Raw genomic sequence first — 26,629 nt, forward strand, 5'->3', positions numbered from 1 at the left:
ATCCAATAAGGGTTTTAGTTTACATACAAGTATAAGAGGAGCAAGTAGAACAGCCTCTTTTTCACCAAAACTCCTCTTGCGAACTGAATTTGCTATACTTCCATTGGAACGGATAAAGATGGAGTTTAAAATGACAAAATATAGAGATGCAGGAACCGGGTGATACGTCACCAAAGAGTTTGCAAAGAAACATCCCGGAACAACCGTTGGTGAAAATAGCAAACAAAAATCACAAAGAAAACATAAAAAATAATCGCTATGAAGTAATTAGCCTTTGGTTGTGTTTGACGCAAGACACTAATCATGTTGTCCTAAAAATAGGCCAGAGAGAGTTTCTTGATATTTTAAATCATAAAAGGTGAAGAGTTTTCATAAAACTACTACTACCTTAAGAACTCTCTGATTTTGACTGGTAAGGCACCAATTACAAAAAACCAATAGAGACGTTAACTAAATCACAATTCATTCATAATTCATTGACAATAACTGACCCCGATAACTCTTTAAAGCACAGTTTATAATTGACTTATATTAAGCTATATTATTGAGAAATTATTGACAATATCCGACTTTCGGAACCCGACGCTCCACAATAAAAAAGGAATTTAACTATGTTGAAGCGCGTTCTCAATACTGCAAAAGCCAAACAACCCATTTCCACCACGGGTATATTTGCTCATACTTATTATTGGTTAACTTCTCCTGCTGGCGATCAATCCTATCAAAATCCTAATTACAAAAACGAAGAAGACAACAACGCAGGGACGGCAATCTATTTTATCCATGGTACAGCTGATCAACCAGCAGCATTTAAGCGTGTTGCTGAACGTTTGATCGATGCCGGTCTTCCTGATGAAATTTGCTCTCTGAATTTACTAGCCTTTGATCAACGTTACCAGGGAAAAAGTATCAAATTTTTTGCTGAACAACTCAAAAATAAAATAAAAGCTAATCAGCATCAGCGAGTCATTTTAATGGCGCACTCCAGAGGAGGTCTGGTTGCTTCTTATTTTGCAGAGTTTTTAGCGAAAGAGGCCTCAATTGAGGTACCGCTAGTTATTACAGTGGGCACCCCGTTTAATGGTTCTTACCTTGCTGTAAAACCATTGTCATGGTTTTCTGATTCTATTAGAGAAATGGAGATTGATAGTGAGTTTCTTGCACAACTTAAACAAGAGATAGTAGAACACTCCGTTAGTGCGTACCATTTTTTTATTGCAAAAGAAGATGCGATTGTACCTGGAGAATCAGGGTATATAAAAGAATACGTTGATAAATACTCAGATTCGCTGCATATTTTAGATCGTCACGGCCATCTTTCCATAATGTCCTCTCATCGTTTGGTATCCCATATTGCCGGTTTACTCCACGATTATATGGAGCACTGTGAAACTGATGCAGAAAAAGTAAAAATTTCTAAATTAGGGGAGCTCACACTAATTGAAGACTATTATTCTGTAAAATCTGAACCAGCCCCCTCTTTCAATCCATGAAACGTCCATTCATGGATTTTTGGTTATTATTTATTCAAAAAATAAACTACATTGGTAATTAGCGTTTTTATAAACCAGAGCTCATCATGATAATAAGTAAAATTTAGTAATAAACAGTATTATTTTCACTAATGAACAGTTATCCTGAGCAAACCTCAAACAAATTGCTTGATAAGATAAAATTATGAATTTTAGCGCTTGGTACTTCCCTTCTTTGGCTGCATTAATTCTTTATGGAGCTTGGGGGTATTGGGGAACAAGAGCCTCTGATTTTATTAATCCCTTATCCATTACCTTTTATTCAAGTATAGGGGTTTTAATCTCAGGAATTATTGCTTTGATTTTATTGGGTTTCAAACCCGAACTTTCTGTTAAAGGGAGTACTTATGGCTTGCTCAATGGGCTGGCTAATGGAATTGCCTGTATTTTTTTTATTTTGGCATTACGTAATGGCCCCACCATGCCAGTAGTTTTGGTCACCTCTATGTATCCCATGATTACTTTAATATTCTGTATGATTTTTCTCAAACAAGAATTAAGTTTAAAACAAGGATTGGGGATGGTTTTCGCCTTGATTGCCCTAGTTTTATTTTCAACGGAATAAGAAACTCTTGCTTGCAAGTATTTCAGAGGGTTGACGAATCAATTTAGGGATTGGAAGACCCCAATTTTTAATCAGATAGCATGAAAATATTCTTGACTTATATAAACAATCTAATCAAGATGAAATCATCATGGCTAAAATAGGAGTAAGAAGGATCTATTGATTATTACAAACAAAACATGGGTTCGAGGCTTTTGTTGCATCAGCTATCGCTTTTAAACTTTTTGAAATAGGTTCTTAACTATGCGAAATAATAAAATGGGAGAAAAGATTCCAAGTTTTTTTCATCATGATAATAAAGCCAACTCACCTCAAATATTGGTAGATGCTCCATTAATCATTAAAGATAGTGAATTGTTAGACCTGTTAAACTCGTCAATTGACAAAGACGAGAAATATTACCACCTAATATCCATCATTCGCAGTCAAAGTCCTAAATATTTAAATCAAAGAATTATGGTTAAAAGCCATATAACGATTGAAGGTGATGAGCGAATTCCTCCCCACTGGACATCTTTGGCAACAAAAAGAGAATACGCTTATCCAACCGATGGAAATCCCAGTAACGAGTTGACAACAACCCTGGCAAATATCATTGCTACCAATGAATTAAACTTTTCTTCTGCTCAAATGGTTGCTTTGTTTAGAGAGTTAATGATAAAGGAAGTCGATTTTACTGCCATAGATCAATCCCCTTACCTTAATTTAATCCATCCCAAATCTGGCAATAACCCTCTCAAAAGTTTGATAGCTGCCAGTTTAGGTAACCCTGAGATTATCCACTTAATGTATGATTTCATTAGTCATATTGAAAATAAAATTCCTGGCGATCAACAACTATTGATTATCAACAATCAGGATAATTTTGAATTCGAGGCGATGCAACCGGCTGAATTTTTATTACGGCTAGGTCATGAAGATTTTGCTTTACGCTTATACAGGATGGGAGCTCAACCGACTGTACAAGCATTCCGACTGACTTGCTCCAGTTATGGCACCACCCCTCACTACGAAGAAGCGATGGAATGCATTCAATTCTTGATGAATTCTGTTCATCTGGATGAAATGGATTTATTAGAAGGAAAAAATTCCTTGAAAAAAGCAAGCCCGGCACAATACACCGAGATGTTGACAAGAGTATTACGCGCCCTACAGGAAGATTCGAAACTTGACACTGGACACTCTTCTCTCTTTGAAATAATACAGAAAGACTACATAGAAAATTATCAGGGTAAAATGTTTATTTCTTTTCGTGATTTTTGTCAGAAAGAAGCAAAAACTGATCATCCACTGATTCAAAAATATGCCCTTTTGCGCATCAGGCAAGAAAACGTAGGTAATGGCCTGTTCTCAGATTATTACCGCACTGAATCCAGACATTTGGCCGAGAAGAAATGGACTTTACTCAATAAAAATCAAAGAGCCAATCAATTAACACATGATCTCATTGATTTAATTGACACTAAACTTGGATCATTAAGCACGTTCCCTTCAGCCAGGCTATAATTTGAAGAACATACGGCAAGTTCAGCCAATTTAAGCTCTAACATTGATTTGAGCTCAATGAGTTGCATAGGCTAACTTGCTGAAAAAACAAAGGCTGTTTATTTTTTATTGAACAGATAAAGATACTCCCCGTACCCAGCTTTTTCCATTTCATTTTTTGGAATAAATTTCAAGGCAGCTGAATTCATGCAATATCGCAAACCGGTTGGTTCTGGGCCGTCTTTAAAGACATGGCCTAAATGAGAGTTAGCGTATTTAGAGCGAACTTCAGTACGCACAATAAAAAAATAGCTTCTGTCAGTATGGAAAACCAAATAGGATGTATCGATTGGCTTTGTAAAACTGGGCCAACCCGTTCCTGAATCGTATTTATCATTAGAACTAAACAAAGGTTCTCCTGATACTATATCAACATAAATACCTTCCTCTTTATTGTTCCAGTAAGCATTATCAAATGATTTTTCCGTTGCCCCATTTTGGGTTACCTGATATTGCAATGGAGTCAGCTTCTTAAGCTGCTCTGATTTGTTAAATTGAGGGGTATAGGCCATCACGTTTGGAATTATAAACAGGTAAAATACAACGCTGATTAATTTTGTCATGTCATAACTCCATATGCACTTTCATGCCCACATTGATGACGCTTACTTATAGTGTAGCAAGCGTACCCCATATTAGCGAAGAGAGTAATAAATCTGCGTTTCCATCAAGGATCAAAACAGAAGATAAGCATGATGTTTGGACTTAAACTATTTTATACATTAAATTCATATTAAAGATGATTAGTTATGAGCAGACTGTGAATCAAAAGCAAATAAAAAATCAGCTCGCCTTAAAATGGGCTCTTGAGGATCTGGCATTAAACGATGAATTTAAAATCATTGATCAACAGAAAATTATTGAAACCGCTTATTCAACAGTACATAGAATTGCCTCTTCCGAAAGCAATGTTTATTATCTGAAACAAACACCGGAAATGTTGTACCTGGAGCCCCAAACAATAACCTATCTTCAGGAACAGCGATGTGGCAATATTCCCCAAATCATTGCAGAAAATAAACACTTAAATTGCTTTTTGATGCTGTCTTGTGGCGATCAAACTTTACGGAATCTGTTTAAAGAAAATATTGATTTGGAAATGCTTAAAACAGGTATTCTTAATTACACTAAAATTCAACGGTTAGTAGAGAATCAACTCCCACAACTCATAAAATTGGGTATCCCCGATTGGCGGCTTGAAAAATTTTCATCATTATATGACCAACTGATACAACAAGAAGAGCTTTTATTAAGTGATGGACTATCAAAAAATGAGATTACCCTCCTGAACAAAGCACACGAAATTTGCTTTAATTTATGTGAATCACTCTCCAAATACCAAATTCCAGAAACAATTAATCATTGTGATTTTCATGAAAATAACATGATTCTCAATCAAAAGACGGGAAATGTAAGCATCATTGACTGGGGAGAAACCGTTATCACTCATCCATTTTTTTCTCTGAATGGCAGCTTGTGGAACATAACCTTCTTTTACCCAATAAAACAGTCCGACACAATATATGAAGCATTACAACGACAATGTATTACTCCTTGGTTAGGTCTGCATGACGAAACTGATTTATTAAATGCGCTAAAAATTGCCAACCAACTCAATGGGGTTTTTGCTGCATTAAGTTATAAGCGAATTTATGACGCAACTATGGATCAATCTCAAACAGTTCAACAAGAACACCCTGGCTCCATAGCTGGCTGCCTAAGATCATTTTTAAACTATTTTCATTTAGCTTGACTGCTACATCAAAACTGTGATTGCTGAGTTTCATAAAATGATATTACTTATTCATCGCTTCTTGCCGCTCAAATTGTTTAAAAAAATCCACCTGTTCTTTGAGTACAAAGGGATGAGCTTGCACATGATCCAAGGTGTCACTGACAGATTTTATCCACACAAAATCACTATATTTCCTAAAGGAATGATATGCCATTTCAGCTCCTGCGTAAGGTACATCACGATCACCTTTAGTGCCAACCAATAACAAAGGAGCTGTAGGTTTAAAATCATAGTGGTTAAAATTAATTTTTAAAATCTCGGTGTTTCTATCTGTCTTACTAATAATCCCATTAGAGAATTTTGGCTGAAAAATAAATTGAATGTGATCAGGCAGTCATAACCTAAATTGCAACTGCCCGATCAAATTTGAGCTACTTCATTGCAAGCTTGGGTGATTGTAAATCTTTGAGTGCCTTACTAAAAATCTCTTCTACGGCCCGTTGCGAATCAGTTTTTATGCCGGTAACTTTAGTAAATAACCCTTGGGCTTTGCTAAGTGTCATATATTCGGAGCTTTGTTTAAATTTCTTTATAAAGTCTTTTAAATCATCTAAATTATCTATTTTTTCTATATCATTTTTTAAATTATTGATTATTGCGCGTTTTAATATATCTCCTTTTACTTGACTGTATCTATCTTTAAAAGCTTGGTCACCTGTTTTTTCATCTACCTTTGCTGTAAAAAGATGGAAGCGTGAACCTATTTTTCCGTTCAGGTATTCTTTTATAGCAATATCGCAATTAGTTAATATTTCCTTAAAATATTCACCCCATTTAAATTGGCCTGGCTTTTCATTATGGTATTTTACAAGTTGGGAGCGTCCAGTATGTTTAAGCCCATTATACATCTCCTCCCCATCTATCTCATCATCATCACAAATCAAACGAAATCCTGGTAAACATTCAGGTTTTTTTTCGTGTGATACCACTGCCTTGTACTTGTCTTCTCCTGGCCCTATTTTATTTCCTACGCCGCGAGGATAGATAGTAATATTTCGATGATCAATATTTTCGAATTCTAAAAGAGCTTTAATATAATTTTCATGATTACGGCTGATTATTACAATTTTTACCTGTGGATGTAATTTATTGACATCTTGTAGAAATTTCTTGGCATTTTCTGTTATTTTAACCTTATTGTCAGATGCATCATACTCATTTTTATAGCACATCCTTTCATCAAAAGTCGCTTTATTGCTCAAAGCTTCACACAGAGGGGAGCTAATCACTTCTCTGCCATGTGCACCAGTTATTGTTCCATCGAAATCCAGATAAACGATGTTCTTTACCCTGCTTTCATTTCTTTTTGAAGTTTCACCAAAAGACACGGACGTAGTCATGATTATTTCCTCGTAAAACACCCAATGCATACATTTAATCATTATGATTATTCCATGTACAATCAATTGTTTTCATAAGTCATATTGTTTTTAATAATATCTATTGTTTTTCAATAGCTTAATGATTATTTGTGCGCTTGCGTTCAGCTAAATATGGGTTGCATTGAAAGAAAAAAGAACTAACAACGAAAACATAAGCTTCCTCAACTATTTTATGGGGTTTACTATTTCGATTTGCTGCAAAAAACAAAGACCATCTAACCATATCATCTTATTCCGTGTGTATCATGCTTAATACTTGATGTTAGCCAGGCATTCCATTATATGCTGAGACTCCAGGATAGCAAGGCACCTTAATTCGGTTATGTGAGAACCTGAAAAATTACTGCATCAAAGTTATTCCGAGTGATTAAAGTGGAATTTTTTATTTATTTACATATGGTTAATTCAACTATAATGAAAAAAGTGAACTCTAATGGTTAGTAACACAAGCTTTCAATCAACCAAACAAATGCTTCACCGCCGTCAAGACAAACAGATAGACAAAGTTTGCATAAATCACAACCCCTAGGTACCCTATAATGAGAAATAATCCATCTTTTTCTATTAATCCCAAGCTAAAAATAATTAACAACGTAGCAAAAATAAAATTACTAAATGGAATTGGTAACATCAATAATAGGGCAAGGAAGAAAATAACAATCCCATGGATTATTTCCATAAAGCGGGAAGTCATAAACAACCATCTGGGTTTTAAAAAATATTCAATTTTAATTAAGTAAGGAACGGTATTATGTATAAACTTGGCCATTGTTTCCTGGTGAATAGTTCGTTCCGCAATAATTTTTGGTAGCCACATTGTTTTTCTGGCAAAAACCATTTGAAATGCAAATAATAATATTGGAACACTAAAAATCAGGGAGATACCAGGAATAAATGAGAAAGGCAGCGCACTAGGCAACGCAAAAAATAAAAGCACAATTCCAAAGGCACGCTCTCCAAGCACTTGCAAAATACGTTGATATGTAACTTCCCCCTTTAACTTCTGATGACTTGCGATCTCTAAAAGGGTATCAGAAGAGCGTTCCATGCTTTTTTTCATAAAAAATCCAAGTCAAAATATATAACATCAATTTACCAACTGTTTGAGGAAAATTTTTACCTTAAGAATTTTTAAAGCTCACACTTTCTCTAACTCTGCAGAAAACACAGAGGTACTTCAAGTTATGATGTGAATTTAACGAATTCTTGTAATAAGAAAATGATTAAAATAATAGCCGCCATTAGAATAAGAATTTTAAATCCTAAACTTGCTGATTCCTTAATCTGTTCATTAGTTACCGAAGAAATTTCTTTTGATTGTTCTTCATCAATGTTTGCGTCCTTCAGCAAATTTTTCTTATCAATAGAGCGAGAAATGTAATAAGAAAAATACCCGGTAATCAAGCAAGGTATAAAAAAAGTCAACCAGACAAGAATCTTACTTACAGGCGAAGAATAATAATAATAGCTATCTTCAAGGTATGCTATCATATTGCTAACAAAGTCAGGAACATTATAATGTAATTCCCAGATTAAAAAAGGCATTATAAACAGACTAAAGAAAAAGAGGACTAAAAAAATAATCAAACAAATTATTCCCATTACAGATAATTTGCTGTTGTTATCATACCAACTATGCTCCATAGGCTCCTTCCATAAAATGACGAGCTAACTAAAATTATTCTTTTTTAAATTTTAAGACATCAGCAGCATCCATCATATAACCGAATATATTTTAAGCTAGATATTAAAAAATAGCTTAACGACAAATAAACTTATTTCCGGCCGCTTCTAACGTCCTCCAACACCACCACCCCCACGACCACCTCCATATCCCCCATGCCCTTTATGCTTTTGGTGTTCACCTGTAGCCAATTGCTCATCAGCCTGTAAAACATTATCCGCACTTGATGATATAGTACAAGAAGCCAAAATAAATATTGGGCCCACTGATAATATTAAAGCAATAATTTTCTTCAATCTTCCATAACCAAGCATCATAAAAATCCTTTTGGATTTTGATTAAAATTTATAAGCGTTTTTACAAAAAAATTATCTTGCTCTTCTTATCTTCAGAATTTTGTAGTTCATTATTTTTCTAATAAAATTAAGTATAGTCTTTATAAGACTTCTTGCATAACCTGTCTCTTTTTAGTGGGAGTTCAACAAATGAGCCAGCTCTTTAAAATCATGCACAATCATATCCGCATTGGCCAGCTGATCCCTGCTCAGTGTTGTGAGTAAACCCGCAACCAGCATTCCTCCCGCTTTCGCAGCTGCTACCCCATGCTCCGAGTCCTCTATAACCAAACAGTTTTCAGGATTGGATTGCAAATGATGCGCTGCGAGCAAATAACCTTCTGGAGACGGTTTACCCAAGCTTACATCTTCACAACTTACAATGGTTTTAAAATAGCAAGCCAAGCGACCGCAATGAATTTTTTCAAGAATTTTTATTATTGAATGGCGATTGGATCCGCTGCAGATACCGATTTTTCCATATTGTTTCACCGCTCGAACTAAAAACCAATCCAGATCAGGAGTCATAGGCAATTGCTCACTGTTCTCGATTAACTCATTATAAACTGTGACCTTGCGCTCTATAAGTTGACGTATTTCAGTGGATGAGAACACAAGACCCTTATCATTCAGTATTTTGGGAAACACACTAATATCGCTTAATCCCAAGTAATGGGTCATATATTCTTCATAAGCTAGATTAATCCCAGATTGATTCAGTACCTGGACTAACGCTTCAAAATGCATGGGTTCACTGTTAAGTATTACACCGTCAAAATCAAAGATTATTGTATCTATCATGTATTGCCTCAGTAGATTGACATTGTTAAACATATATATTGTCAATTACACAAGAGAAATTACTTTTATGCTGAATGCTAGATAAAAGGGATATTTCATTTTATTTTAGACAACTATTCTTAAAATTGCTTGTATTGGTCTGCTTAATCAAAAGAGGTATAGGAATTTTTAAACTACTTATTTCCTGTTTTTCAAAAGTAAAAAGCTTAAAATAGTAACAAGAAACTATTATTTTTTATTAACACCCATACCATTTCCATGAACCAATCCCTATGCCGACCTGACACCACTTCATTTTCATGTACTATTTGTGACCATTTATAAATCCGGGTCGACAATAAGCCTCATAATAATTTCATGGCCTTTTACTCTTTGCTTCATGATCTAAGAAAAGCATAGAAAACTTACAAAAGAAAGCTTCAATCGAGGCAAGAAATTTAGTCTGAAATTGGAATAACCATCCAAAACATTATACAAATGAATTTACAAACAATTAAATCTCTTGATGGTAAAGTTGAATAGGTTTTTATAAGGGACAGTAAGATTACTTTGGCTGTCACCTACTTTATTTATAAAATGAGCCTAATTGATTAATAACTGCAGCTTTCTTGGAAACATCCAAAACCTCCATCCAAGGCATATAGTTGTTACTAGTATCTATATAAGTGACTGTTCTTTGTCCCATAAAAGCTTTTAATTCTTTCAATAAATTTGAGCCGATCCCTTTAAAACGATGTATAGGACTTACACAGAGGTGATTAATGAACACTTCCGATTCAAAATCTGTGAATAAGACAATGCCCACAATGTTATTCTTTATTCTAGCAATAATGGCATATTTATAATTTTCTGGTTTTAGCATATAAGCGCCTAACTCGGTGCTAGTCATTAAAATTCGATTAGCCTTGATAAAAGCAGCTGTTTCATTAAAATCTTTAGCGCAAAACAAAGAGTAACTAACTCTTGCTTTATAATTCAAATAAGTGTCATCAAAAAACATAAATTGCAACATTAACGATCTAGATGGCATGCATTTAAATACAAAACTCGCCAAATGTACAGTACACACTGCGTACCAAATCTCACAAACTCCATTTAAGCCTTATCAAGATTTAAAAAATAACGCGTCGCTTTAAGCTCACCAGTTCGTTTGAGAATATTTTTTTTAACCAAGTCATTTAAATCTCTGGTTGTTGTAGCGATCGTTGCACCAGTAATGCTCATATAATTTTTAGCACTTAAACCACCGACAAATCCCTCAGGCCCAGCATGAAATAATCTTAATAAAACCTTTCCTTGCCTTGGATTAATTTTCCCTTCAGCTTCCTTTAAAATAACAGATTTCTTAATAATAAAATCAATATACATATAAGTGCTTTGTTGAGCCTCCAGAACAATGTTAGCAAACCATAAAAGCCAGGATGTCAGGTCTAAGGTTTTACTTGCTAAACCTAATTGCTGATAATATTCCTTTCTCTTTTTTAATAATATTTTTGCCAATACCGTCATTACCGGTTTTGAAAATCCTTGAGACAAGGCTTTTTCTGCTATAGCCCGCCCTATTCTTCCATTCCTATCTTGAAAAGGATGGATACTCTCAAACCATAAATGGGCTATTCCTGCTCGCGTTAATGTTGGTACAGGAGCTGAGCTAGCTGGAGAACTCCTTTCAAACCAATTAATAAATTGCTCCATTTCAGCTGGAACACATTTTGAAGGAGGCGCTTCAAAATGGATTTTTCGATCATAATCAGGTCCAGAAACAATTTGCATTGCTTCTTCATGACTACGATATTGACCAACATTTTCCAAATGATGGCTATTACCCATTAAAAATTGATGCCATTCAAATAAAACCTGATGTGTTAGTGGGCTAGAAATCGTTTGATATAAATTAACCATCATTTTAGCAATCCCACGCTCCGCCAAGCTGGCTCTGGGGGCTTCTGCAGACAAGCCCAACTCTTTTTTTATAGAAGATTGAACACTGTCTCTGTTTAAATGTTCTCCTTCTATTTCAGAGCTATCCAAAGCATCAGTACACATTAAATCGATAAATAAATTTTGCTTGTCTTCTTGAGAAATATGTTGCGAAGAACCAATAATAATGCCGGCACCCTCAGTAAAAGACTGTTCAAACGCAACTAATTTATCGGAGTCCCAAGTAAAATTTGGCCAACTCTCAAGCTGCCAATTCCATTTCATGATTAATAACCTCGCGTTTTATTAATCAAAATATAGCATATTAATGATTAATAAATCATGGTTTTATTAATCAGCATTAATTTATTTATATGTTTAGAGAATTAATTAAAAAGGCTTTTTGTGCTAGTTTGTAATGTGGAGACTACCATTTTAAGCATTAATTTGATTCAGGATTCATCAGGATCTGACCCTTTAGCGCTGATACTCGTATTCTGCTAACTCTTTAATAAATTACAAAATTAAAGGAACATCAGACAGTATTGCAAATCTTATTTTAAAATTAGGGTTCATAGGTAATTCCACTGATAATTTTGGTTTATAACGAAGGATTTTAAATCTTTTGCGCTACCCAAACTGTAGCCTGGCCACACTCAGGATCACAGACTTTATGTACCAGCACTTTAAATGATGAATTTTTGAGAAGGCTTTCATATTCTTTTGTCGACAAAGATGCATGATAAAGTTGTTGGCCTCCATTATCACTCCAGACTTCGCCTTCTTCTTCTCCAGAAGTAAATGCTAGTACTCCTCCAGGTTTGGTATGGGATTCAAATATTTTGAACATATTACGTTGGCTGTCATGATCCAGATGAAAAAAGCTATGCCATGCAAGTATTGCATCGAATTGTTGTTGTAAATTTATATCGCGCATATCTGAGACTATCCAGCGTTCATCTGGAAAACGCTTTCTACAAAGCTCAATCATTTTTTGACTGCCATCAACACCAGTAAGTTTAAAGCCTTTTTCAATAAAAAATTGCGCGATAGGCTCTCCAGTTCCACAGCCCAAGTCCAAAATTGAGCTCTTCGGAGGAATTGCATTCACAATTAAATTAAGATATTCCGATTCCATGAGGTTTTTAGTGCGAGCATCATCAAACCAATTAATGATTTCATCATATACTTCATAGACTCTAGTTTTATTTAACTTACTCATGCTCAATTGCTCCTAAAATAACAATAGCTGGATTTATTGATGGTTGAGATTTTATCAGGCTACTACAATAGATTTTCAGTCTTCATTTATTCTGAAAAGTAATGTGATCTGCTCATTGATACTCGCGACTTTTATTCAGCACATACCTGACAAAATTCTGCGTTTCCTTTAATCTATTTATTTTCTGGCTTGGCCCCCAAGCGGCAGCTAATTCAATCAACTTTTTCCATTTAGTATCAAGCTGCTGCATTGCCCATTGTGCTGCTTCTATTTTAGAAGTTATTTTGCCTGTTTCTAAAGAATAAAGGGTGCGGCACATGGTTAAAATTGTAAACACCTGATAGTCACTGCGTTTAAATTTTGAAAAATCAATTAAGTTAGACTCCCAATATTCGTGCAAATTTTTCTGTATAGCAACCTTCAAACTTTGATTGGATATTTCTTGGATTAAACATTTTATATCGGGCCCTGCAATTGAAATTCCTTTTTCTCTTAATACAAATAGTTCGATTAAATAATTATTGCCATAATGCCCCAGGTAATAGCGACCTTCATTAAAATAAGGGCGCATGCCTTGGGGATCAAAATCTAAGAGATCTTTTTGAGGAACATAGGAAGCTTCAATTTTTTTCGCATATTTTAATTTACTTGAATAAAATTGATTGTGCATTTCCTCAATCTTTCCGATCATATTCTCAGAAAGCATCTTGCTTGTAATAATGTAGCAATCAATATCACTTGTTTCGCTATTGAATGAATCACTTGCGAGAGAACCTCCAATGTACATACCTACAAATTCGTTTGCTAGAATAGATTGTATTTGTAAGAAGAGCTGGTGTAGTAGTTCATTTATTCCTTTATATTTTGTCAGGTTCTGAATTTGATCAGTTACTAGAGCTTTGCCTAATACACTAGCAATGAATTGTGTTTTAGCATCAGTATACTGCTCCCGATCATAAGTATATTTATGTGCCAATTCTATTTTTAATTGTTCATACTCACGCGCTACCTCAGGATGAGCAATCAAATAATCCCTAAAAATGATTCTATCGTGCCCACGCTTTGATTTAGGCTCAATAATATGCACATGGTGTGTTCGTTTTTCACCAAATGGTGGCATCCCTTTTACAAAAAACATTTTTTCAGGATCAGGATCTTCGGCCCAATATACGAAGTCATAGGCTTTTAATACGTCTATCGCTGTCTGTTTTATAGCAGTTAGAGAATCAACAGTAACTTGAATATCAATAATAGGCTTAGCCAGCATTCCTGGAATAGCTGTGCTACCAAAATGTTGGATATCAATAATATGATTAGTTGGCAGGATTTTTCGTAGCTTTTTAATTTCCACTTCAGCCATCTTTGGCCATTGAGAATCATAAGGCACTAATTCAACGGAATCATTCTTGTAAATTTCATACCAAAACAATTCCTCGCCATCAGGCAATTGTTTTTTACTCATGCAATCAAAACCCGCTTTGTTTAAGACTTTTTGAGAAGCGATATTATCTGGATAGGTGGTAGAAATGAGCTTGCTGACAGATAAGTGCTGAAACCCCCACTGAATTAGTGCCTTTGCTAATTCAGTGCCATAGCCTTTCCCCCAAAACTTTTTATGCAAGTGGTAGCCAAGTTCAATTTCGGATTGCTTATCATCAAATAACAAATGGAATAAACCCGCTTCGCCAACAAAGTTTCCGCTTTCTTTTTCAAATACCAGACAAAATCCCATTCCATGCTTTTCTTGATAAGGAATAGCAAAATCTAAGTACTCTCTTATCTCTTCTATTGTCTGAGTGCCCCCATAACCAGTATTTTCCATTACTTCTAAATCAGATCTCAATGCTACTAGCAGATCAAGATCGGATAATTCAACTCTTTTAAGTATTAGTCTTTTAGTTTCTAGAAAAATGCCCATTGGGTGTCTATCTATATTTTAAACTGGAAGGAATTATACTTTTTATTTGATGCTTCTACGATAACAGTTGCTACGAAAGGTAGTACCGAGGTAGCACGAAAATATTGTATTTAATTTTAAATCAGGGATAACTTCTGTATCTTTATGATAATTATTGGTTTTTTATGCCGCTGCGCAGAATCGAACCGCGGACCTATTGATTACGAATTAGTTAATTATTGGTTTTAGCCAATTAGACACTTTTTGAAATTCTTTTAATACCCCTTTATTTACTTGATGTTACAGCATTATTACGTTATAAGTTCTATTAATGAATTTTAAACAATTGTGCGACACAGTTGCGACACATAAAAAACCAAACATAAAAATCGACTATGAAAATAAACAAAACAAACGTAGAAAACCTCCCTCTTCCGCCAATCACCGAAGAAGGAAAAACAGCACAAAAAAGATATTACGATGACAACTTGAAAGGTTTCGGGATACGTGTGACTTCTGGAGGAGCAAAAGCCTTTTTTGTTGAAAAATTCATAAATAAAAAACGCTGTCGCATTACTTTAGGACATTACCCAGAATTAACCGCTGAAATGGCAAAAAACAAAGCCCTGCATCTTTTAGGGCAAATCGCCATGGGCATTGACCCAGTTGCTGAGAAGAAGGCAACTAAGGTTCGAGATATTACTTTGAATCAAGTCTTTAAAGACTACCTAAAAACCAGAAAAAACTTAAAGCCTAGAACTATAGATAATTACAAACACATATTAGATAAGGCCTTCACAAGCTGGAAGAGTAAACCAATGTTGTCTATCACCAGAGATCGCATAGCCAAATACCACGAAAAACTAGGCAATGAACATGGAGAAGCCTATGCTAATTTAGCCATGCGCATCCTGAGAGCTTTGTTCAATTTTGCTGCTGGCCAGTATGAAGACAATAGTGGCCACTCTCTTTTCATCGATAATCCAGTAAAACGCTTGTCTCAAACACGTGCTTGGTATCGCATTGAAAGGCGAAAGACTTATATAAAATCTCACGAGCTAGCCGCATGGTATGCTGGGTTACAACAAATCCAAAATGATACATTACGCGACTATCTGCTGTTAATTTTATTAACAGGTCTACGCCGACAAGAAGCAGCGACTTTGAAATGGTCTGATCTCGACTTAAAAGCAAAATCATTCACTATCAATAAAACCAAAAACAATGAATCCCACACCCTCCCCCTTTCTGATTTTCTTTATGATTTGCTGATTGCCAGAAAAGAAAAAGCAATTAATGACTATATTTTCCCGGGACCGGGTGCAGCAGGTCATATTATTGAACCACGTAAGACAATGGCGCATGTGATAAAAAACTCCGGCGTTCATTTCACAGTCCATGATTTGAGACGTACTTTTATCACTATTGCAGAGAGCCTCGATATCCCTGCTTATGCATTGAAGCGTTTAATGAATCATAAAATGAGTAATGATGTGACTGCTGGGTATATTATTGTTGATGTTGAACGGTTACGAAAGCCTATGCAGCTTATTACAGACTATATTTTGAAATGTATGGGCATAGTAAAATCTGCGGAAATACTATCATTAGAACAAATAAAAAAAGAGCCTCATGGATTTGAATAAATGTACGAAGCTTGACAAGGCAATGCATATGCATTACCATATAATATATACATTTTTATCGAGAAAATCATGGCTAGATTACTACAAACCGAATCCACCCTCACAGATCGTTATCAAACAACTGTACCAGATGCTGTGAGAAAAGCCCTGCATCTAGGAAAAAGAGATAAAATTCGATACACCGTTCAATCTGACGGTCATGTTCTTATGACTCGAGCAGAGGAAGAGGAAGATCCAGTAATTGCTGAATTTTTGAATTTCATTGCTAAAGACATTCAAAATAACCCCAAAAATCTGACAACTATAAATCAGGATTTAGTAACTCGCATCAACTCTTTAGTTGCAAATGTTGAAGTCAATTTAGATGAACCTTTAACCGAGGATGAACAATTAACTGAAAACCGAGTAACTCGCTAATGGTTGATAATTCAATAATAACAATAAATGGCTGGGTTATTTTATGCCATCCTCTTTTTTTGCAACAGGTAGAGGCATTGGCTAATGAGGTAGAAAATGCAAAAGAAAAGGACCCTTCAAATTTTTATACACGAAACTCGACAAAAAAATTAGCAGCCATTGCTAAATTAGCTTTTGAAAAAATTCCAAACGATCCTGCAGCTACAGAATTTCGACAAGGATCAACATTAGGAAATAACCACAAACATTGGTTTCGAGCTAAATTTTTTCAGCAATATCGATTATTTTTTAGATACCATCAAGAAAGTAAAATAATTATTTATGCTTGGGTTAATGATGACAGTTCTAAAAGAGCATATGAGAGTAAAGCAGATGCTTATCATATTTTTCGAAAGATGCTGGAAAATGGACATCCTCCAGATAATTGGGATGAATTACTTAAAGAAGCAAATAACACTTCGTTAATGAAAAAATTGACTACCAGTTTGGATGCTTTGAAAAGTTAATATATACAATCTGATAAATACGCACCTTCCGTTTAATGAAATTTCTCCCAAATTTGAGGCCGTTCATCAATTAATCATAGGCTAATGGTGAAGCCAAACGTATCCAATTTGGATCGCAATGAGATCCAAATTATAAGTAAATTTATAACATAGATTCGGAACGCACTGCGTTCCATATATCATCATCTCTAATTTGGAACACACCGTGTACCAAATTAGAGAAAACAAAAAAATGATAGACGGTGTCTGCCAAATTCAAAAATCTAAGCATCAGTATGTTCCATTTTGGAACCCACTGCTTAGATTCTCAAAATGAACTATCCGGGATTTCCGGATAGTTCAAAATTAAAGAATATAATAAGCAGCACTATATTGAATATTAAAATCTAAAGCCTTAGCAATTGGTTTAGAATTTTTCCCAGTTTTCTGTATTTCAATAATTCCATAACGAGCCATTGTATTTAGTGTCCGACTCAAATTACTCGGCTCACGCTTACTTAGGACAGCAAGCGCTTTAATTGATTCAGGCTTTTTCTCAGCAATTATTTTCAATAACCTCATGTTATTTTCATTTAATACTTCACATAGTGATTTGATTGAGCCAAACCAAATCTTAGGCTCATTTTTCTTAGGTTTATAACGGCCAGAAGCAATTTCATTAGTACGACTCTGAAATTTATCCCGTGGCATAATACCAATTTGCAATGTTTTCATTTTTTCCCCGTATTATTTAATACAAATAAGCCATCTGGTTTTTACCCTTTATTAAAAATACAAGATATCACCAGGTGATATTCATAGTATAATGAATACTCAGCATAATAAAAAAATTATTTGTTCTAATTAAGGAAATATTCAAATAGATGGATATTGCGCTTAAAATTCATTTTTCGGGAAAATTGCAAATTGCCAAAAACTCACTAGTAATAAAACCGACATCCACTAGTCAAGTAAACCTTGACAGCTGAATGTCTTTTCAATAACTCCAATATACAATTTAAATATTGAATAAATCTGAATGTGAACCTGTGCGAGCCACTTTTAATATTTTGAGTTGGTCATCACTTGAGATCTTTTTTAAATTGGGTTGAACGAACTATCTCAAGCATCCGCATCATCAATCATTGATTTAAAAGATGAAAAAGATTTACCACCACCTTTCTCTAACTCTTCAATGGCATCACGAGATAGTTTGTTTGGCAGTTTCAATTCAAAAGGCAAACCTCTGCACAAAACGATTTGTGCATAGAGGGCATTAATAGCTTGAGAAGGAGTTATACCTAACATTTTTAAGATCCCTTCCCCAGCATCTTTCAGGTTGCTATCAACCCGAGCCTGGACAGTTTTTGTAGTCATAATAAATATATTTGTAATTTTATTTAATATAATTGTAGTCAAATACGACTACGATTGCAATTTTTCATTCTATCTCTTACTTATTAATGTCTGGAAGTTTTATTAGTAATTTTGATTCTATTAATGGGTTTAGGATGGTTTGTGGCCAGTCTCCTTGGCCTCTAGTAAAAAAAAGCCGCTCTTTAGCGCGAGACAGACCAACAAAAAAAGCATTTTTCTCTTCTCGCTGCTTTTTTGCATTATTATCCTTAACAGCATTTTCTAATCCCCACCAAGAGCTAGTATGAAAATCTACAAAAAAAACAGTATCAAATTCCAAGCTCTTACTTTTATGAATAGTCATCAGTTTAATTTGGTTATGTCCCTCATAACTTTCAATCGCTAATCTTATGTCTTGTAAATTTCGATCTAGTGCTTCTTGAAAGAATGCACAAAATGAATTCTCTGTTTTTTTTAAATATTTGGATCTATATTGCGGAAACACATTTTTAAGTTTTGTTAGCCCGATGTTTTCTATCACTCTGGAAACAATAGTTTTTAGAGGGGTAGAAAAATTTATAATAGATATTAGATCGGACAAATGTTTATGGAGTCTTTTATACTCTCTGTCTTGATCCATATGATAGCCAACGACGGAGGCAATCAGTCTTTCCAGCTCTTTTTCTTGCTCATAGTTTATAGCGCCTATTCTTTTTCTTATTAATAAAATTAAAAAACTAGATAAGGGTTCTTCCATCAACTCCTGGATTTTTATTCCATTTTTTATCACCTCCATATCTTCATTTCGGAGATGAAGTCCATTCATCGTAAAAATGTCATTTACTTGGACAAAATATTCCTGTGCTTTTTGTCTTAAAACAAGGATAAAATCACAAGGTTTTAATCCCGGATTTTGTTGCATAAGTTGTTTTATATAATGAGCAATATACTCGCCTTCATCATTAATACAATTAAACGATCTTGCTCCTAAACACCTTGAGGGTGGAGGATCTTTTCGAGTACCCTCATACACTACAGCCACCTCCCCTTGAGGAGTTAAATCATGAATAATAAAATTTATTAGATTGATAATCTTTGAATTAGAACGATGATTAATCGCTAAAGGAATAATTTCGGAATCAAAATCACTTTGTAGTTTTTTAAAATTGAGAGGATTGGCACCAGCCCAGCCCATTATCATTTGATTAGTATCACCAACAGCTGTAATAACAACGTTACTATTATCAAAAACAGTCTTTATAAAATTGTATTGGAAGTCTGTTATATCCTGAAACTCATCAAGAAAAAGATATTGATATGTTGATAAAATTAAGTTTCTTACTTGGCTATGATTTTTGATAATGGTGTAAGCCATAGATCGACACATAGCGTAATCAACAACACTTTTAGTCGAACAATAATCCCAAATTTTTACTATTTCATCTTCTGGTTTTTGACTTAGATCTGAAGGTGAATGGCGATCCGATTGACTATAAGTACTCCTATACAAACAAGGGCTCCCGTTAAGAACAAACTGCTCATACTCATTCCACCAATTACTATCGAAACTATAAACATCAAAATCTGCATGTATGTTAATCCAATCAGGTAACAGCGTTATAAATCTTCGAACAAGAGAAATAAAAAAAGAATCAAATGTGGAGGAATCAAACCTGCGAGACAGTTCTTGTCCACATCGCAGAACTACTCGTTTTTGAATATTAGCCGCTGCGTCATTTTTGAAGCTTAATGCCAAGATTTTTTGAGGCGATCTGCAAGTCGCCGTTTGAAGTAAAAAACTAGCTCGTTGAGCCAAAATTTCCGTTTTCCCTGCACCCGGACCCGCAAGAATTGCTAAATTATTTTGATTTTCTCTGATAATTCTTTCTAAGACATTCGATGTTAAAAATTCTTTGCTCGGTTTCCATTGTTCGAGAGATAGATATTTACTCATTATCTAGCACTCTTGTTACTAATTTTGAACATAACTTAATTAATTGTCTTATTGAATCTGGACAATGCTCATCAAGCTCACTCACTGGGAGTTCCCTAATTTCTGCCATTGCTTGATAGTGTGATGCCACCTTACTTTTTGTACAGAATAAATATCTATATTTTTTTAAATCATCGTCTGAAAGAGAAAATCCAGATTCACTATATGCATCAGGTATACAAGCATCGCCTAAAACAGCTTTTTCGAGAATCTTTCGCGTGGAGACCCTTGCATTTGCACAATAATAGCTTGGAAATGATTGAATCATTACCATATCGAGATCTAATGGGGCAGAAAAAAAGATATTACATTTCTCTAGTTGAATAAGTAATTCATTCAATTGATCTCGCTTTATCGAAGTTGCACTTAAATCCTTTTTATCCATGCCTTTAGGTAGCTCTATATATTTATCTTGCTTTTCTAACTCATCAATTATATTTTTAATTCTTATGGGCCCACCAGTTTGTCTGCCCAAGTCAAGATCAAGCAAAGTAACATATGGTATTGCTAAATCATTTAGAAGCCGCCACATGTGAATCACATGACGCCCACCAAGTTTTACAAAAGCAACAAAAGAGGGATCTAAATCTAAACCTAGCTTATTGGCTAGTTGTGGAATGACAATTTCCTCAGAATCACCTTCTCCAAGTATTACAAGTTTAGAAAAATATAATTCTGGGTGAGCAGTAACGGCCTGATTAATATACTTATAATCATCGTCTGATCTTGTAGGAGGAAGGAGAATTTTTTTAACTACTGAATAGCGTATATCAGTATTTATTTCTTGCCGAAAATACCTAATTTGCTCAACTCTATTCATTCTCCGTACAACACTTGATGAATGAGAGGTGATGATGCCAATAGCCTTTGCTGTTTGAGTTTTTAGATGCAAAAGCTTTATGACTTTGCCCAAGTAATATGGAGATAAATGGTTTTCCGGCTCCTCAAAGGCGAATATAGTAAATACTGCAATATCTTTATCAAGTTCTTTAAAGCCTTTTATTTCCCTAGCATAATGCTTTTGTTCAAGTTCATATAATGCAATAGAAAGAGTAACATAAAGAAGGGATACTTGACCGTCACTTAACCCTTTCAGATCACAACTTTCGCCATTTTCAGTTGGAGCAAGTTTTATTGATATTGATCGTAAAAGCTCATCTACTTCAGTTGGTGTCGCTTCGATTTTTGGCTCTTGGTAATGCTTAAGGGTGTTATCATGAACTTCTTGCCAAATCGATTTAAGGATTCCTGTTGTTGTTTTTATAGCATCCAGTCCTTGAACTTCCGAGCTTAATTTTTCACTGGTTTTTCTAATTGTTTCTTGAGTTGTATGATTTATATCACTGTAGTCTGCAAGAAGCTTTGCAAGTAACTTAACTTCGTCCCTAAGTATGGCCGTTGAATCTCTAAATGCAGGAATGTATCTTAATTTAATATGTTTTCTATCCAGGGGAGAAACAGGATATTTTAAATCAGTTTCGTCCCCAAACTCGATCTTTTCTGAAGTGGTGATCCAGTATAGTCGTGATTGTACTTCATCTTCGTATTCTTGTTCAGACCATACAGCTTCTAATCGCATTCTTGCCTTTAATTTTTTATCATTTTCATCCGCAAAAATCACCGAACTAAATGCTGGGCATGTTTTTCTAGCGTTTTGTATATCGTCATTAAGTTCTGGGAATATAAAGACAACCTCTATATATAATTCACGTCCAACAATATCCTTATAAGTTTCATTCATAGCAAGATAAAAATCTTCTCTCGTAATAACTCGATCTTGCCTATTTGCTCCAAATAGTCTTTTGAGAGCTAAAATCATAGTAGTTTTACCAGAGCCATTATTGCCCACAAAGCAGGTAAGATCTTGTTCCATGAAAATTGATGTTTCGCTTTCAGGAAAACATCTAAAATTTGATACACAAATTTTTTCTAAATGCATACATGTAAATCCTTATATTTCATTTCATTCATAAAAATATGATTAAGTATAGCAGCCAACTCTTGTACCTGCGTCACTGCAATTTTCCAGCAGTGACGCAGGAATATTCGCCAGCACTAGCCATCCAACACCAAGCCTTAAAACACCATTTGTCCTGACGCACCAGATAAGATAGGACAAAATATTCCCTGAAATGGTATTGCTCCCAGATCTGCACTTTGATATTTTTTAAATGAAGCATGACTGATGAATCGATGGAAATCCGATGAAACGCTTAGGCGTCTTATGCTAAGCCACTCTCATTCCCTAACCTTGTGGCTGGACGTATAGTCGGGAAACCCTTCAGGAACCTTTACCATTCGGTAAGGGGAGTTCTTCGGAACTCTAAGTCATTTCATTTGACCATGGATTAGAGATAAAGCCCTGCTTTATCGCTTGCATTTACTTTATTTTATTGAGGAGAAAACACCACCAGAAAAACTGTAGCAGTACAGGCGGGATCGTTTGCCTTATAACGATTGATTTGCCCCCTACTTCGAGCTTTACGGCTTTAGCCGGGTTTCAACAGAGAGTGAACCGCTCGACCAACACTAAACAATACACAGGGCAAATTTTTTTTAACTAATTTCTGCGGATAGGAAGATGCGTACACAATCCTTAAGACAATTCGCTAATCGACAAATCAAACAGGATAAGCAAGGTAAATACCTGTATCGTAAACACCGTGCCTATATCATTCATAAGATGATTGATGACTTGTTTGTTATTCGGCAAATACCACCTTCATGGCAGGCTTTGCAATCTGAGCAGGTTCATAAGCTGGTGCGTTATTGGAAAAAACAGAATATTAATCCAGTCACTATCATGCGATACATGACCATCATTCGTCGTTTTTTGCAGATGAATAATTGCTCCATTGCTAATATTGATAATCAATCACTCGAACTCTCAAGACCTAAAGCAAGAAAAAAGAGGAAGAAAACAATCTCTCCAGATATTTGGAAGTCGCTTCAAGATCCTATAGCCAGAGTAATCATGGGATTTCAAACAGATTTTGGGATCACATTCAAAGAAGCAATTCTGGTTAAGCCACATATCCAAGTTAGAGAAGACTCACTTTGGATAACCCGAGATATTGCTTTTAATTCCACTGACCGTACCATACCTGTACGAACTGAAAACCAGAAAGCGGTACTCAATCTTTTTAACTGGCTCACTCAACAAAATGGTAACTTACTTCAATTAAAATCTTACGAAGAAATCCGCATTATCTGGCGCAGTGCATTGGCAAAGCACCGTTTATCCAGTACCAAAAGCTGGCGATATTTGTATGCCAAACAAATGTATTTTCACCTACTGCCTGAACATGAAAATTATAGGACTTGCTTGCTGATACGTGATGAGATGGGAATAAAATCTCGGAATACACTTTGGTTATATCTCAAAGATTAAATATTTAACTGGGACAATTGGGACATGCGGGAAAGCCCGTAAATACTGGCTTGTAGCCGTCCCAAGATGTCCCAGCATTTCAAAATAATGGGACAAATAGTTCTGATTTATCGAAATAGGATTACTCTCCACCCCAGATTTTATCTGTAAACATGTATAGTCTGGGTGTTCCAACTCCCTTAATCCTTGGTTTATGAGAGGGCGATCCATCTGCTGCGGGCTTTAGCCAACCTTCATTTATCAATACACGGACTACCATTCTAGGCTCAAACCCCATGCATAGCTCTTTTTTAAAGACTTCCGTTAATACCATATAAACGCGAAAACCTGCATCATCGGTAAGATAAAATCCAGCACGATTTTGAATCCTCTCATTGTTTGGCGTTCTGATATTATCAAACCGACTGGCACCATGAGATTCAAAAAAGGCTCTGACTTGAGCTAATATCGCTCTATCCTCCTTGTTACCCTCTATGCCAAAATGATCCAGCCATGCTCTATAACACTTGTAAGCTGCATAGATAGCCTCGCCTTCTTGCCAGCCGGTCAATCCATATTGGCTAGCCAATTCACCAGCCACTGCAACTAAGGCAAACCGCCGGGCTACGCGGATAATTTGTCCTGTTGAATCCGGTAAGACAGCACTATTCACAAATTCTTGCATCGCATCAGCAATATCAGTTGCAATACTTGGTTGATTTGCCACCACCTTTTGCAACCATGCCATGCCCACAGCACCATAATACTTACTGGAGTATTCCTTTAAGGATAAAGCCATGGTAGCGGGGCTGAGTTGATTATGGATTTTTTCAAAAATCCCCTTTTGCAACCCAACATCAGCTTCAATATCTGCCAACCGTATCTCTTGACCCGCATTGGTTTTCTGTCCTGCTCTAGCCATCAAAGACATCAAGGATTCCTCTCCAGCAGATAGAAAGAACAATGACCATCTAGACGAGGGCTTCACTGTTCCATGGCGTGAAGCTCGCGTTTTACCTTGACCATTGGCTAGCAAGTAAGCCGCCTCCCCTGCTTCTTTAGGATCCATCTGACTTAATTCATCCAGAATTAATAAGCCATCGTTATGCAAAGCAGCTAATCCTTCAAGTCCATTCGTAGTACTCCGCCATAATCGGCAATATGCTTGAGGATTACCCCACACCGAAGCAGCTACTTTCAATGCGGTGCTTTTGCCACTAGAAGAAGCACCCCTGAAATGAAATCCACCTGAATCTTCACCAGCAATCTTTGCTAAAGCAGGAGCAAAAGCAGCGGCTATGGCGAAAACTAACCGAGAATTCCCAGAGGCGAGATGGCCTATTGATTCTCGCCAATCATTTACAGTACCGGAAACAGACATAGCAGATTCAATCGCATAGCTATTTTGAAAAACAATTTTTTCAGAGGAGTATCCGAAGATTTGTGAAGGAGTGATAAAAAGGTTTTCATGCCACCCCAATTTCTCGACACAACGTGCACGCTCTTCAACAGGAAACACCTGTAAATAGGTAGCCAGTAAATCCCGAGCAACTCTATGAGGTGAAATGGTTAAACCAAGGCTAGCCAATTCCCGTCTAACTTCGGAAGCATCTCCTTGTAGCAAGGCTAAAGGCATTGCCCATTGATGAATGACTCCATCATCATCCTGCCACTCAAGTAATCGACCCCACTCCCCACTTTTAGCATCACGGGTTTTAGCCACCACATATAAAGGAGAACAAATCCACTTGGGCGCCATTGGATTACCGTCTTTATCTTTTCCAAGAAAAGACACGCCCTGCTCATTTAATTTAAAACAACCTCCAGCGTATTCACAGGTTATAGGACTATGACCGTTTTTGTTTTTTAAGGTAATAATTTGATTTTGCAACATCACTGTTTCTCCAACAACGTTCATGGATGATAGAAACCCTATCCATCCTTGAACAATCTAGTTCTTCTATGGGATTTATTCGTTGACCAGTGAGAGGAATTCACCTACGTCACCAGTAGAGCGATAGATTTTCTGTTGCTGGAGAAAAGACAACACGTCACTTTTGCGATACAAAACCTTACGACCAATTTTAAGATAGGGAACGCCCTTTCCTTCCCAACGATTGCGTTCCAAAAGTTGGGTGGAACAATCTAAAACAGCGGCCAAAGTGTGTTGATTAAACAACGCAGAAGTTGGTGCAGATTCAAATTCGTTTAACAGTTGTAAACGAGATAATTTTTTATTCATATGGAACCTCATCAAATGATTATTCATTCAGCTTAATGCCGACGGTATGCGTCCTGCTCGATGAATATCAGTTGACTGTCCGGCCGGATAATAGTCGTGATATTTCATTTTCCGTTACTTTTACAGAACCGTGGATCCGCAAAAGTTTACTGCTCGCGATAAGTATTGCTTGGAATTTAAAAGGCCGTCAAGCCTTTTAAAGCCTGGTGATCTGATTGTTATTAAATGATATTGTTTGTTATTAAAAAAATTTTGCTTGCGGAATTTGTCCCATTTGTCCCAAGTGAACTTTTCACATTGGGACACATAAAATCTAATGTTTATAAGGTTGTCCCAATTGCCCCAATTTTTAGTTTACATTTAAAATTAATAACGATAACTTAAAACCGAAGTCTCGTTTATTCAGACAAAACATTCATTAATGATTTGCTATAATGTATTT

General features: G+C 35.7%; 25 protein-coding genes and 1 pseudogene. 9 read left to right on the forward strand and 17 right to left on the reverse strand.

The genetic code is table 11. The features are described from left to right. Nucleotides 1-146: 146 nt before the first annotated feature. The 4 genes from OQI99_RS06815 to OQI99_RS06830 all read left to right on the forward strand — a co-directional run bounded on the left by OQI99_RS06815 (nt 147) and on the right by OQI99_RS06830 (nt 3,603). A complete protein-coding gene (locus OQI99_RS06815; RefSeq protein ID WP_265731555.1) occupies nt 147-362 on the forward strand; it encodes a hypothetical protein in 216 nt (71 codons plus the stop codon). A 249-nt stretch (nt 363-611) separates the two neighbouring features. Then, complete coding sequence (locus tag OQI99_RS06820) at nt 612-1,493, forward strand: alpha/beta hydrolase (protein WP_265731556.1); 882 nt, start codon at nt 612-614, stop codon at nt 1,491-1,493. 184 nt (nt 1,494-1,677) lie between these two features. Beyond that, entirely contained in the window at nt 1,678-2,097 is a 420-nt protein-coding gene (locus tag OQI99_RS06825; RefSeq protein WP_011946216.1) for an EamA family transporter, read from the forward strand. Between the two features lie 243 nt (nt 2,098-2,340). Next, complete coding sequence (locus tag OQI99_RS06830) at nt 2,341-3,603, forward strand: hypothetical protein (protein WP_265731557.1); 1,263 nt, start codon at nt 2,341-2,343, stop codon at nt 3,601-3,603. Nucleotides 3,604-3,701: 98 nt separating this feature from the next. Here OQI99_RS06830 and msrB read toward each other — a convergent pair whose 3' ends face one another. Further along, nucleotides 3,702-4,205: a peptide-methionine (R)-S-oxide reductase MsrB gene (msrB, locus tag OQI99_RS06835; RefSeq protein WP_011213460.1), complete on the reverse strand. Its 504-nt coding sequence runs from the start codon at nt 4,203-4,205 to the stop codon at nt 3,702-3,704. Nucleotides 4,206-4,402: 197 nt separating this feature from the next. Between msrB and OQI99_RS06840 the strand changes: the two genes are divergently transcribed. Next, entirely contained in the window at nt 4,403-5,395 is a 993-nt protein-coding gene (locus OQI99_RS06840) for a phosphotransferase (protein WP_265731558.1), read from the forward strand. A gap of 43 nt (nt 5,396-5,438) precedes the next feature. On the opposite strand, the pseudogene OQI99_RS06845 reads toward OQI99_RS06840, so the two are convergent. From OQI99_RS06845 to OQI99_RS06890, 10 genes and pseudogenes are all read right to left on the reverse strand, one after another. Continuing rightward, nucleotides 5,439-5,753, reverse strand: a pseudogene (locus tag OQI99_RS06845) (alpha/beta hydrolase); the annotation flags it as partial. Between the two features lie 55 nt (nt 5,754-5,808). Beyond that, entirely contained in the window at nt 5,809-6,777 is a 969-nt protein-coding gene (gene lem4 / locus OQI99_RS06850) for a Dot/Icm T4SS effector Lem4/SmdA (RefSeq protein ID WP_265731559.1), read from the reverse strand. 499 nt (nt 6,778-7,276) lie between these two features. Continuing rightward, nucleotides 7,277-7,879, reverse strand: coding sequence for an exopolysaccharide biosynthesis protein (locus tag OQI99_RS06855; RefSeq protein ID WP_061513514.1), 603 nt, complete (start codon nt 7,877-7,879; stop codon nt 7,277-7,279). A gap of 122 nt (nt 7,880-8,001) precedes the next feature. Further along, complete coding sequence (locus tag OQI99_RS06860; protein ID WP_265731560.1) at nt 8,002-8,463, reverse strand: hypothetical protein; 462 nt, start codon at nt 8,461-8,463, stop codon at nt 8,002-8,004. Between the two features lie 147 nt (nt 8,464-8,610). Then, on the reverse strand, nt 8,611-8,820 hold the full coding sequence (locus OQI99_RS06865; RefSeq protein ID WP_236709815.1) for a hypothetical protein: 210 nt from the start codon (nt 8,818-8,820) through the stop codon (nt 8,611-8,613). 150 nt (nt 8,821-8,970) lie between these two features. Continuing rightward, nucleotides 8,971-9,639 (reverse strand): HAD family hydrolase, encoded by a 669-nt coding sequence (locus OQI99_RS06870; protein ID WP_265731561.1) that lies wholly within the window; start codon nt 9,637-9,639, stop codon nt 8,971-8,973. A 565-nt stretch (nt 9,640-10,204) separates the two neighbouring features. Continuing rightward, complete coding sequence (locus OQI99_RS06875) at nt 10,205-10,651, reverse strand: GNAT family N-acetyltransferase (RefSeq protein WP_195911916.1); 447 nt, start codon at nt 10,649-10,651, stop codon at nt 10,205-10,207. Nucleotides 10,652-10,734: 83 nt separating this feature from the next. Further along, complete coding sequence (locus OQI99_RS06880) at nt 10,735-11,844, reverse strand: Fic family protein (protein WP_265731562.1); 1,110 nt, start codon at nt 11,842-11,844, stop codon at nt 10,735-10,737. A gap of 331 nt (nt 11,845-12,175) precedes the next feature. Then, complete coding sequence (locus tag OQI99_RS06885) at nt 12,176-12,781, reverse strand: class I SAM-dependent methyltransferase (protein WP_061513509.1); 606 nt, start codon at nt 12,779-12,781, stop codon at nt 12,176-12,178. A gap of 112 nt (nt 12,782-12,893) precedes the next feature. Then, nucleotides 12,894-14,699 (reverse strand): GNAT family N-acetyltransferase, encoded by a 1,806-nt coding sequence (locus OQI99_RS06890; RefSeq protein ID WP_265731563.1) that lies wholly within the window; start codon nt 14,697-14,699, stop codon nt 12,894-12,896. Nucleotides 14,700-15,073: 374 nt separating this feature from the next. Between OQI99_RS06890 and OQI99_RS06895 the strand changes: the two genes are divergently transcribed. The 3 genes from OQI99_RS06895 (at nt 15,074) to OQI99_RS06905 (ending at nt 17,247) form a co-directional block, all read left to right on the forward strand. Continuing rightward, on the forward strand, nt 15,074-16,324 hold the full coding sequence (locus OQI99_RS06895) for a tyrosine-type recombinase/integrase (protein ID WP_265731564.1): 1,251 nt from the start codon (nt 15,074-15,076) through the stop codon (nt 16,322-16,324). Between the two features lie 69 nt (nt 16,325-16,393). Beyond that, nucleotides 16,394-16,741 (forward strand): type II toxin-antitoxin system PrlF family antitoxin, encoded by a 348-nt coding sequence (locus OQI99_RS06900; RefSeq protein ID WP_061514653.1) that lies wholly within the window; start codon nt 16,394-16,396, stop codon nt 16,739-16,741. After that, the gene (locus OQI99_RS06905; protein ID WP_265731565.1) at nt 16,741-17,247 is read left to right on the forward strand and encodes a type II toxin-antitoxin system YhaV family toxin; all 507 of its coding nucleotides are present in this window, start codon (nt 16,741-16,743) and stop codon (nt 17,245-17,247) included. The genes OQI99_RS06900 and OQI99_RS06905 overlap by 1 nt, the downstream gene beginning before the upstream one ends. A gap of 345 nt (nt 17,248-17,592) precedes the next feature. On the opposite strand, the gene OQI99_RS06910 is transcribed toward OQI99_RS06905, so the two are convergent. The 4 genes from OQI99_RS06910 to OQI99_RS06925 form a co-directional block, all read right to left on the reverse strand. After that, nucleotides 17,593-17,961, reverse strand: a complete 369-nt coding sequence (locus tag OQI99_RS06910; RefSeq protein WP_265731566.1) for a transcriptional regulator — start codon at nt 17,959-17,961, stop codon at nt 17,593-17,595. Nucleotides 17,962-18,348: 387 nt separating this feature from the next. Next, on the reverse strand, nt 18,349-18,603 hold the full coding sequence (locus OQI99_RS06915; RefSeq protein WP_265731567.1) for a type II toxin-antitoxin system RelB/DinJ family antitoxin: 255 nt from the start codon (nt 18,601-18,603) through the stop codon (nt 18,349-18,351). Between the two features lie 76 nt (nt 18,604-18,679). Then, nucleotides 18,680-20,536, reverse strand: a complete 1,857-nt coding sequence (locus OQI99_RS06920; RefSeq protein ID WP_265731568.1) for a UvrD-helicase domain-containing protein — start codon at nt 20,534-20,536, stop codon at nt 18,680-18,682. Beyond that, nucleotides 20,529-22,514, reverse strand: coding sequence for an AAA family ATPase (locus tag OQI99_RS06925; RefSeq protein WP_265731569.1), 1,986 nt, complete (start codon nt 22,512-22,514; stop codon nt 20,529-20,531). Before OQI99_RS06925 ends, OQI99_RS06920 begins: the two co-directional genes overlap by 8 nt. 642 nt (nt 22,515-23,156) lie before the next feature. Here OQI99_RS06925 and OQI99_RS06930 point away from each other — a divergent pair. Further along, complete coding sequence (locus OQI99_RS06930; protein ID WP_265731570.1) at nt 23,157-23,966, forward strand: integrase; 810 nt, start codon at nt 23,157-23,159, stop codon at nt 23,964-23,966. Nucleotides 23,967-24,087: 121 nt separating this feature from the next. On the opposite strand, the gene OQI99_RS06935 is transcribed toward OQI99_RS06930, so the two are convergent. Next, on the reverse strand, nt 24,088-25,839 hold the full coding sequence (locus OQI99_RS06935) for a DUF927 domain-containing protein (protein ID WP_265732356.1): 1,752 nt from the start codon (nt 25,837-25,839) through the stop codon (nt 24,088-24,090). A 75-nt stretch (nt 25,840-25,914) separates the two neighbouring features. Continuing rightward, complete coding sequence (locus tag OQI99_RS06940; protein WP_035893820.1) at nt 25,915-26,187, reverse strand: helix-turn-helix domain-containing protein; 273 nt, start codon at nt 26,185-26,187, stop codon at nt 25,915-25,917. Nucleotides 26,188-26,629: the final 442 nt, after the last annotated feature.

It is taken from the genome of Legionella sp. PATHC039 (genome assembly GCF_026191275.1).
Taxonomy (GTDB): Bacteria; Pseudomonadota; Gammaproteobacteria; order Legionellales; family Legionellaceae; genus Legionella; species Legionella pneumophila.

Bases quoted from the DNA above. Each gene is read 5' to 3' on its own strand.
- OQI99_RS06860 (WP_265731560.1), bottom strand. From the start codon at position 8,463: ATGGAGCATAGTTGGTATGATAACAACAGCAAATTATCTGTAATGGGA.
- OQI99_RS06865 (WP_236709815.1), bottom strand. From the start codon at position 8,820: ATGATGCTTGGTTATGGAAGATTGAAGAAAATTATTGCTTTAATATTA.
- lem4 (WP_265731559.1), bottom strand. From the start codon at position 6,777: ATGACTACGTCCGTGTCTTTTGGTGAAACTTCAAAAAGAAATGAAAGC.
- OQI99_RS06855 (WP_061513514.1), bottom strand. From the start codon at position 7,879: ATGAAAAAAAGCATGGAACGCTCTTCTGATACCCTTTTAGAGATCGCA.
- OQI99_RS06820 (WP_265731556.1), top strand. From the start codon at position 612: ATGTTGAAGCGCGTTCTCAATACTGCAAAAGCCAAACAACCCATTTCC.
- OQI99_RS06940 (WP_035893820.1), bottom strand. From the start codon at position 26,187: ATGAATAAAAAATTATCTCGTTTACAACTGTTAAACGAATTTGAATCT.
- msrB (WP_011213460.1), bottom strand. From the start codon at position 4,205: ATGACAAAATTAATCAGCGTTGTATTTTACCTGTTTATAATTCCAAAC.
- OQI99_RS06880 (WP_265731562.1), bottom strand. From the start codon at position 11,844: ATGAAATGGAATTGGCAGCTTGAGAGTTGGCCAAATTTTACTTGGGAC.
- OQI99_RS06875 (WP_195911916.1), bottom strand. From the start codon at position 10,651: ATGTTGCAATTTATGTTTTTTGATGACACTTATTTGAATTATAAAGCA.
- OQI99_RS06925 (WP_265731569.1), bottom strand. From the start codon at position 22,514: ATGCATTTAGAAAAAATTTGTGTATCAAATTTTAGATGTTTTCCTGAA.
- OQI99_RS06900 (WP_061514653.1), top strand. From the start codon at position 16,394: ATGGCTAGATTACTACAAACCGAATCCACCCTCACAGATCGTTATCAA.
- OQI99_RS06910 (WP_265731566.1), bottom strand. From the start codon at position 17,961: ATGAAAACATTGCAAATTGGTATTATGCCACGGGATAAATTTCAGAGT.
- OQI99_RS06930 (WP_265731570.1), top strand. From the start codon at position 23,157: ATGCGTACACAATCCTTAAGACAATTCGCTAATCGACAAATCAAACAG.
- OQI99_RS06920 (WP_265731568.1), bottom strand. From the start codon at position 20,536: ATGAGTAAATATCTATCTCTCGAACAATGGAAACCGAGCAAAGAATTT.
- OQI99_RS06935 (WP_265732356.1), bottom strand. From the start codon at position 25,839: ATGTTGCAAAATCAAATTATTACCTTAAAAAACAAAAACGGTCATAGT.
- OQI99_RS06895 (WP_265731564.1), top strand. From the start codon at position 15,074: ATGAAAATAAACAAAACAAACGTAGAAAACCTCCCTCTTCCGCCAATC.
- OQI99_RS06825 (WP_011946216.1), top strand. From the start codon at position 1,678: ATGAATTTTAGCGCTTGGTACTTCCCTTCTTTGGCTGCATTAATTCTT.
- OQI99_RS06890 (WP_265731563.1), bottom strand. From the start codon at position 14,699: ATGGGCATTTTTCTAGAAACTAAAAGACTAATACTTAAAAGAGTTGAA.
- OQI99_RS06870 (WP_265731561.1), bottom strand. From the start codon at position 9,639: ATGATAGATACAATAATCTTTGATTTTGACGGTGTAATACTTAACAGT.
- OQI99_RS06905 (WP_265731565.1), top strand. From the start codon at position 16,741: ATGGTTGATAATTCAATAATAACAATAAATGGCTGGGTTATTTTATGC.
- OQI99_RS06915 (WP_265731567.1), bottom strand. From the start codon at position 18,603: ATGACTACAAAAACTGTCCAGGCTCGGGTTGATAGCAACCTGAAAGAT.
- OQI99_RS06815 (WP_265731555.1), top strand. From the start codon at position 147: ATGCAGGAACCGGGTGATACGTCACCAAAGAGTTTGCAAAGAAACATC.
- OQI99_RS06885 (WP_061513509.1), bottom strand. From the start codon at position 12,781: ATGAGTAAGTTAAATAAAACTAGAGTCTATGAAGTATATGATGAAATC.
- OQI99_RS06830 (WP_265731557.1), top strand. From the start codon at position 2,341: ATGCGAAATAATAAAATGGGAGAAAAGATTCCAAGTTTTTTTCATCAT.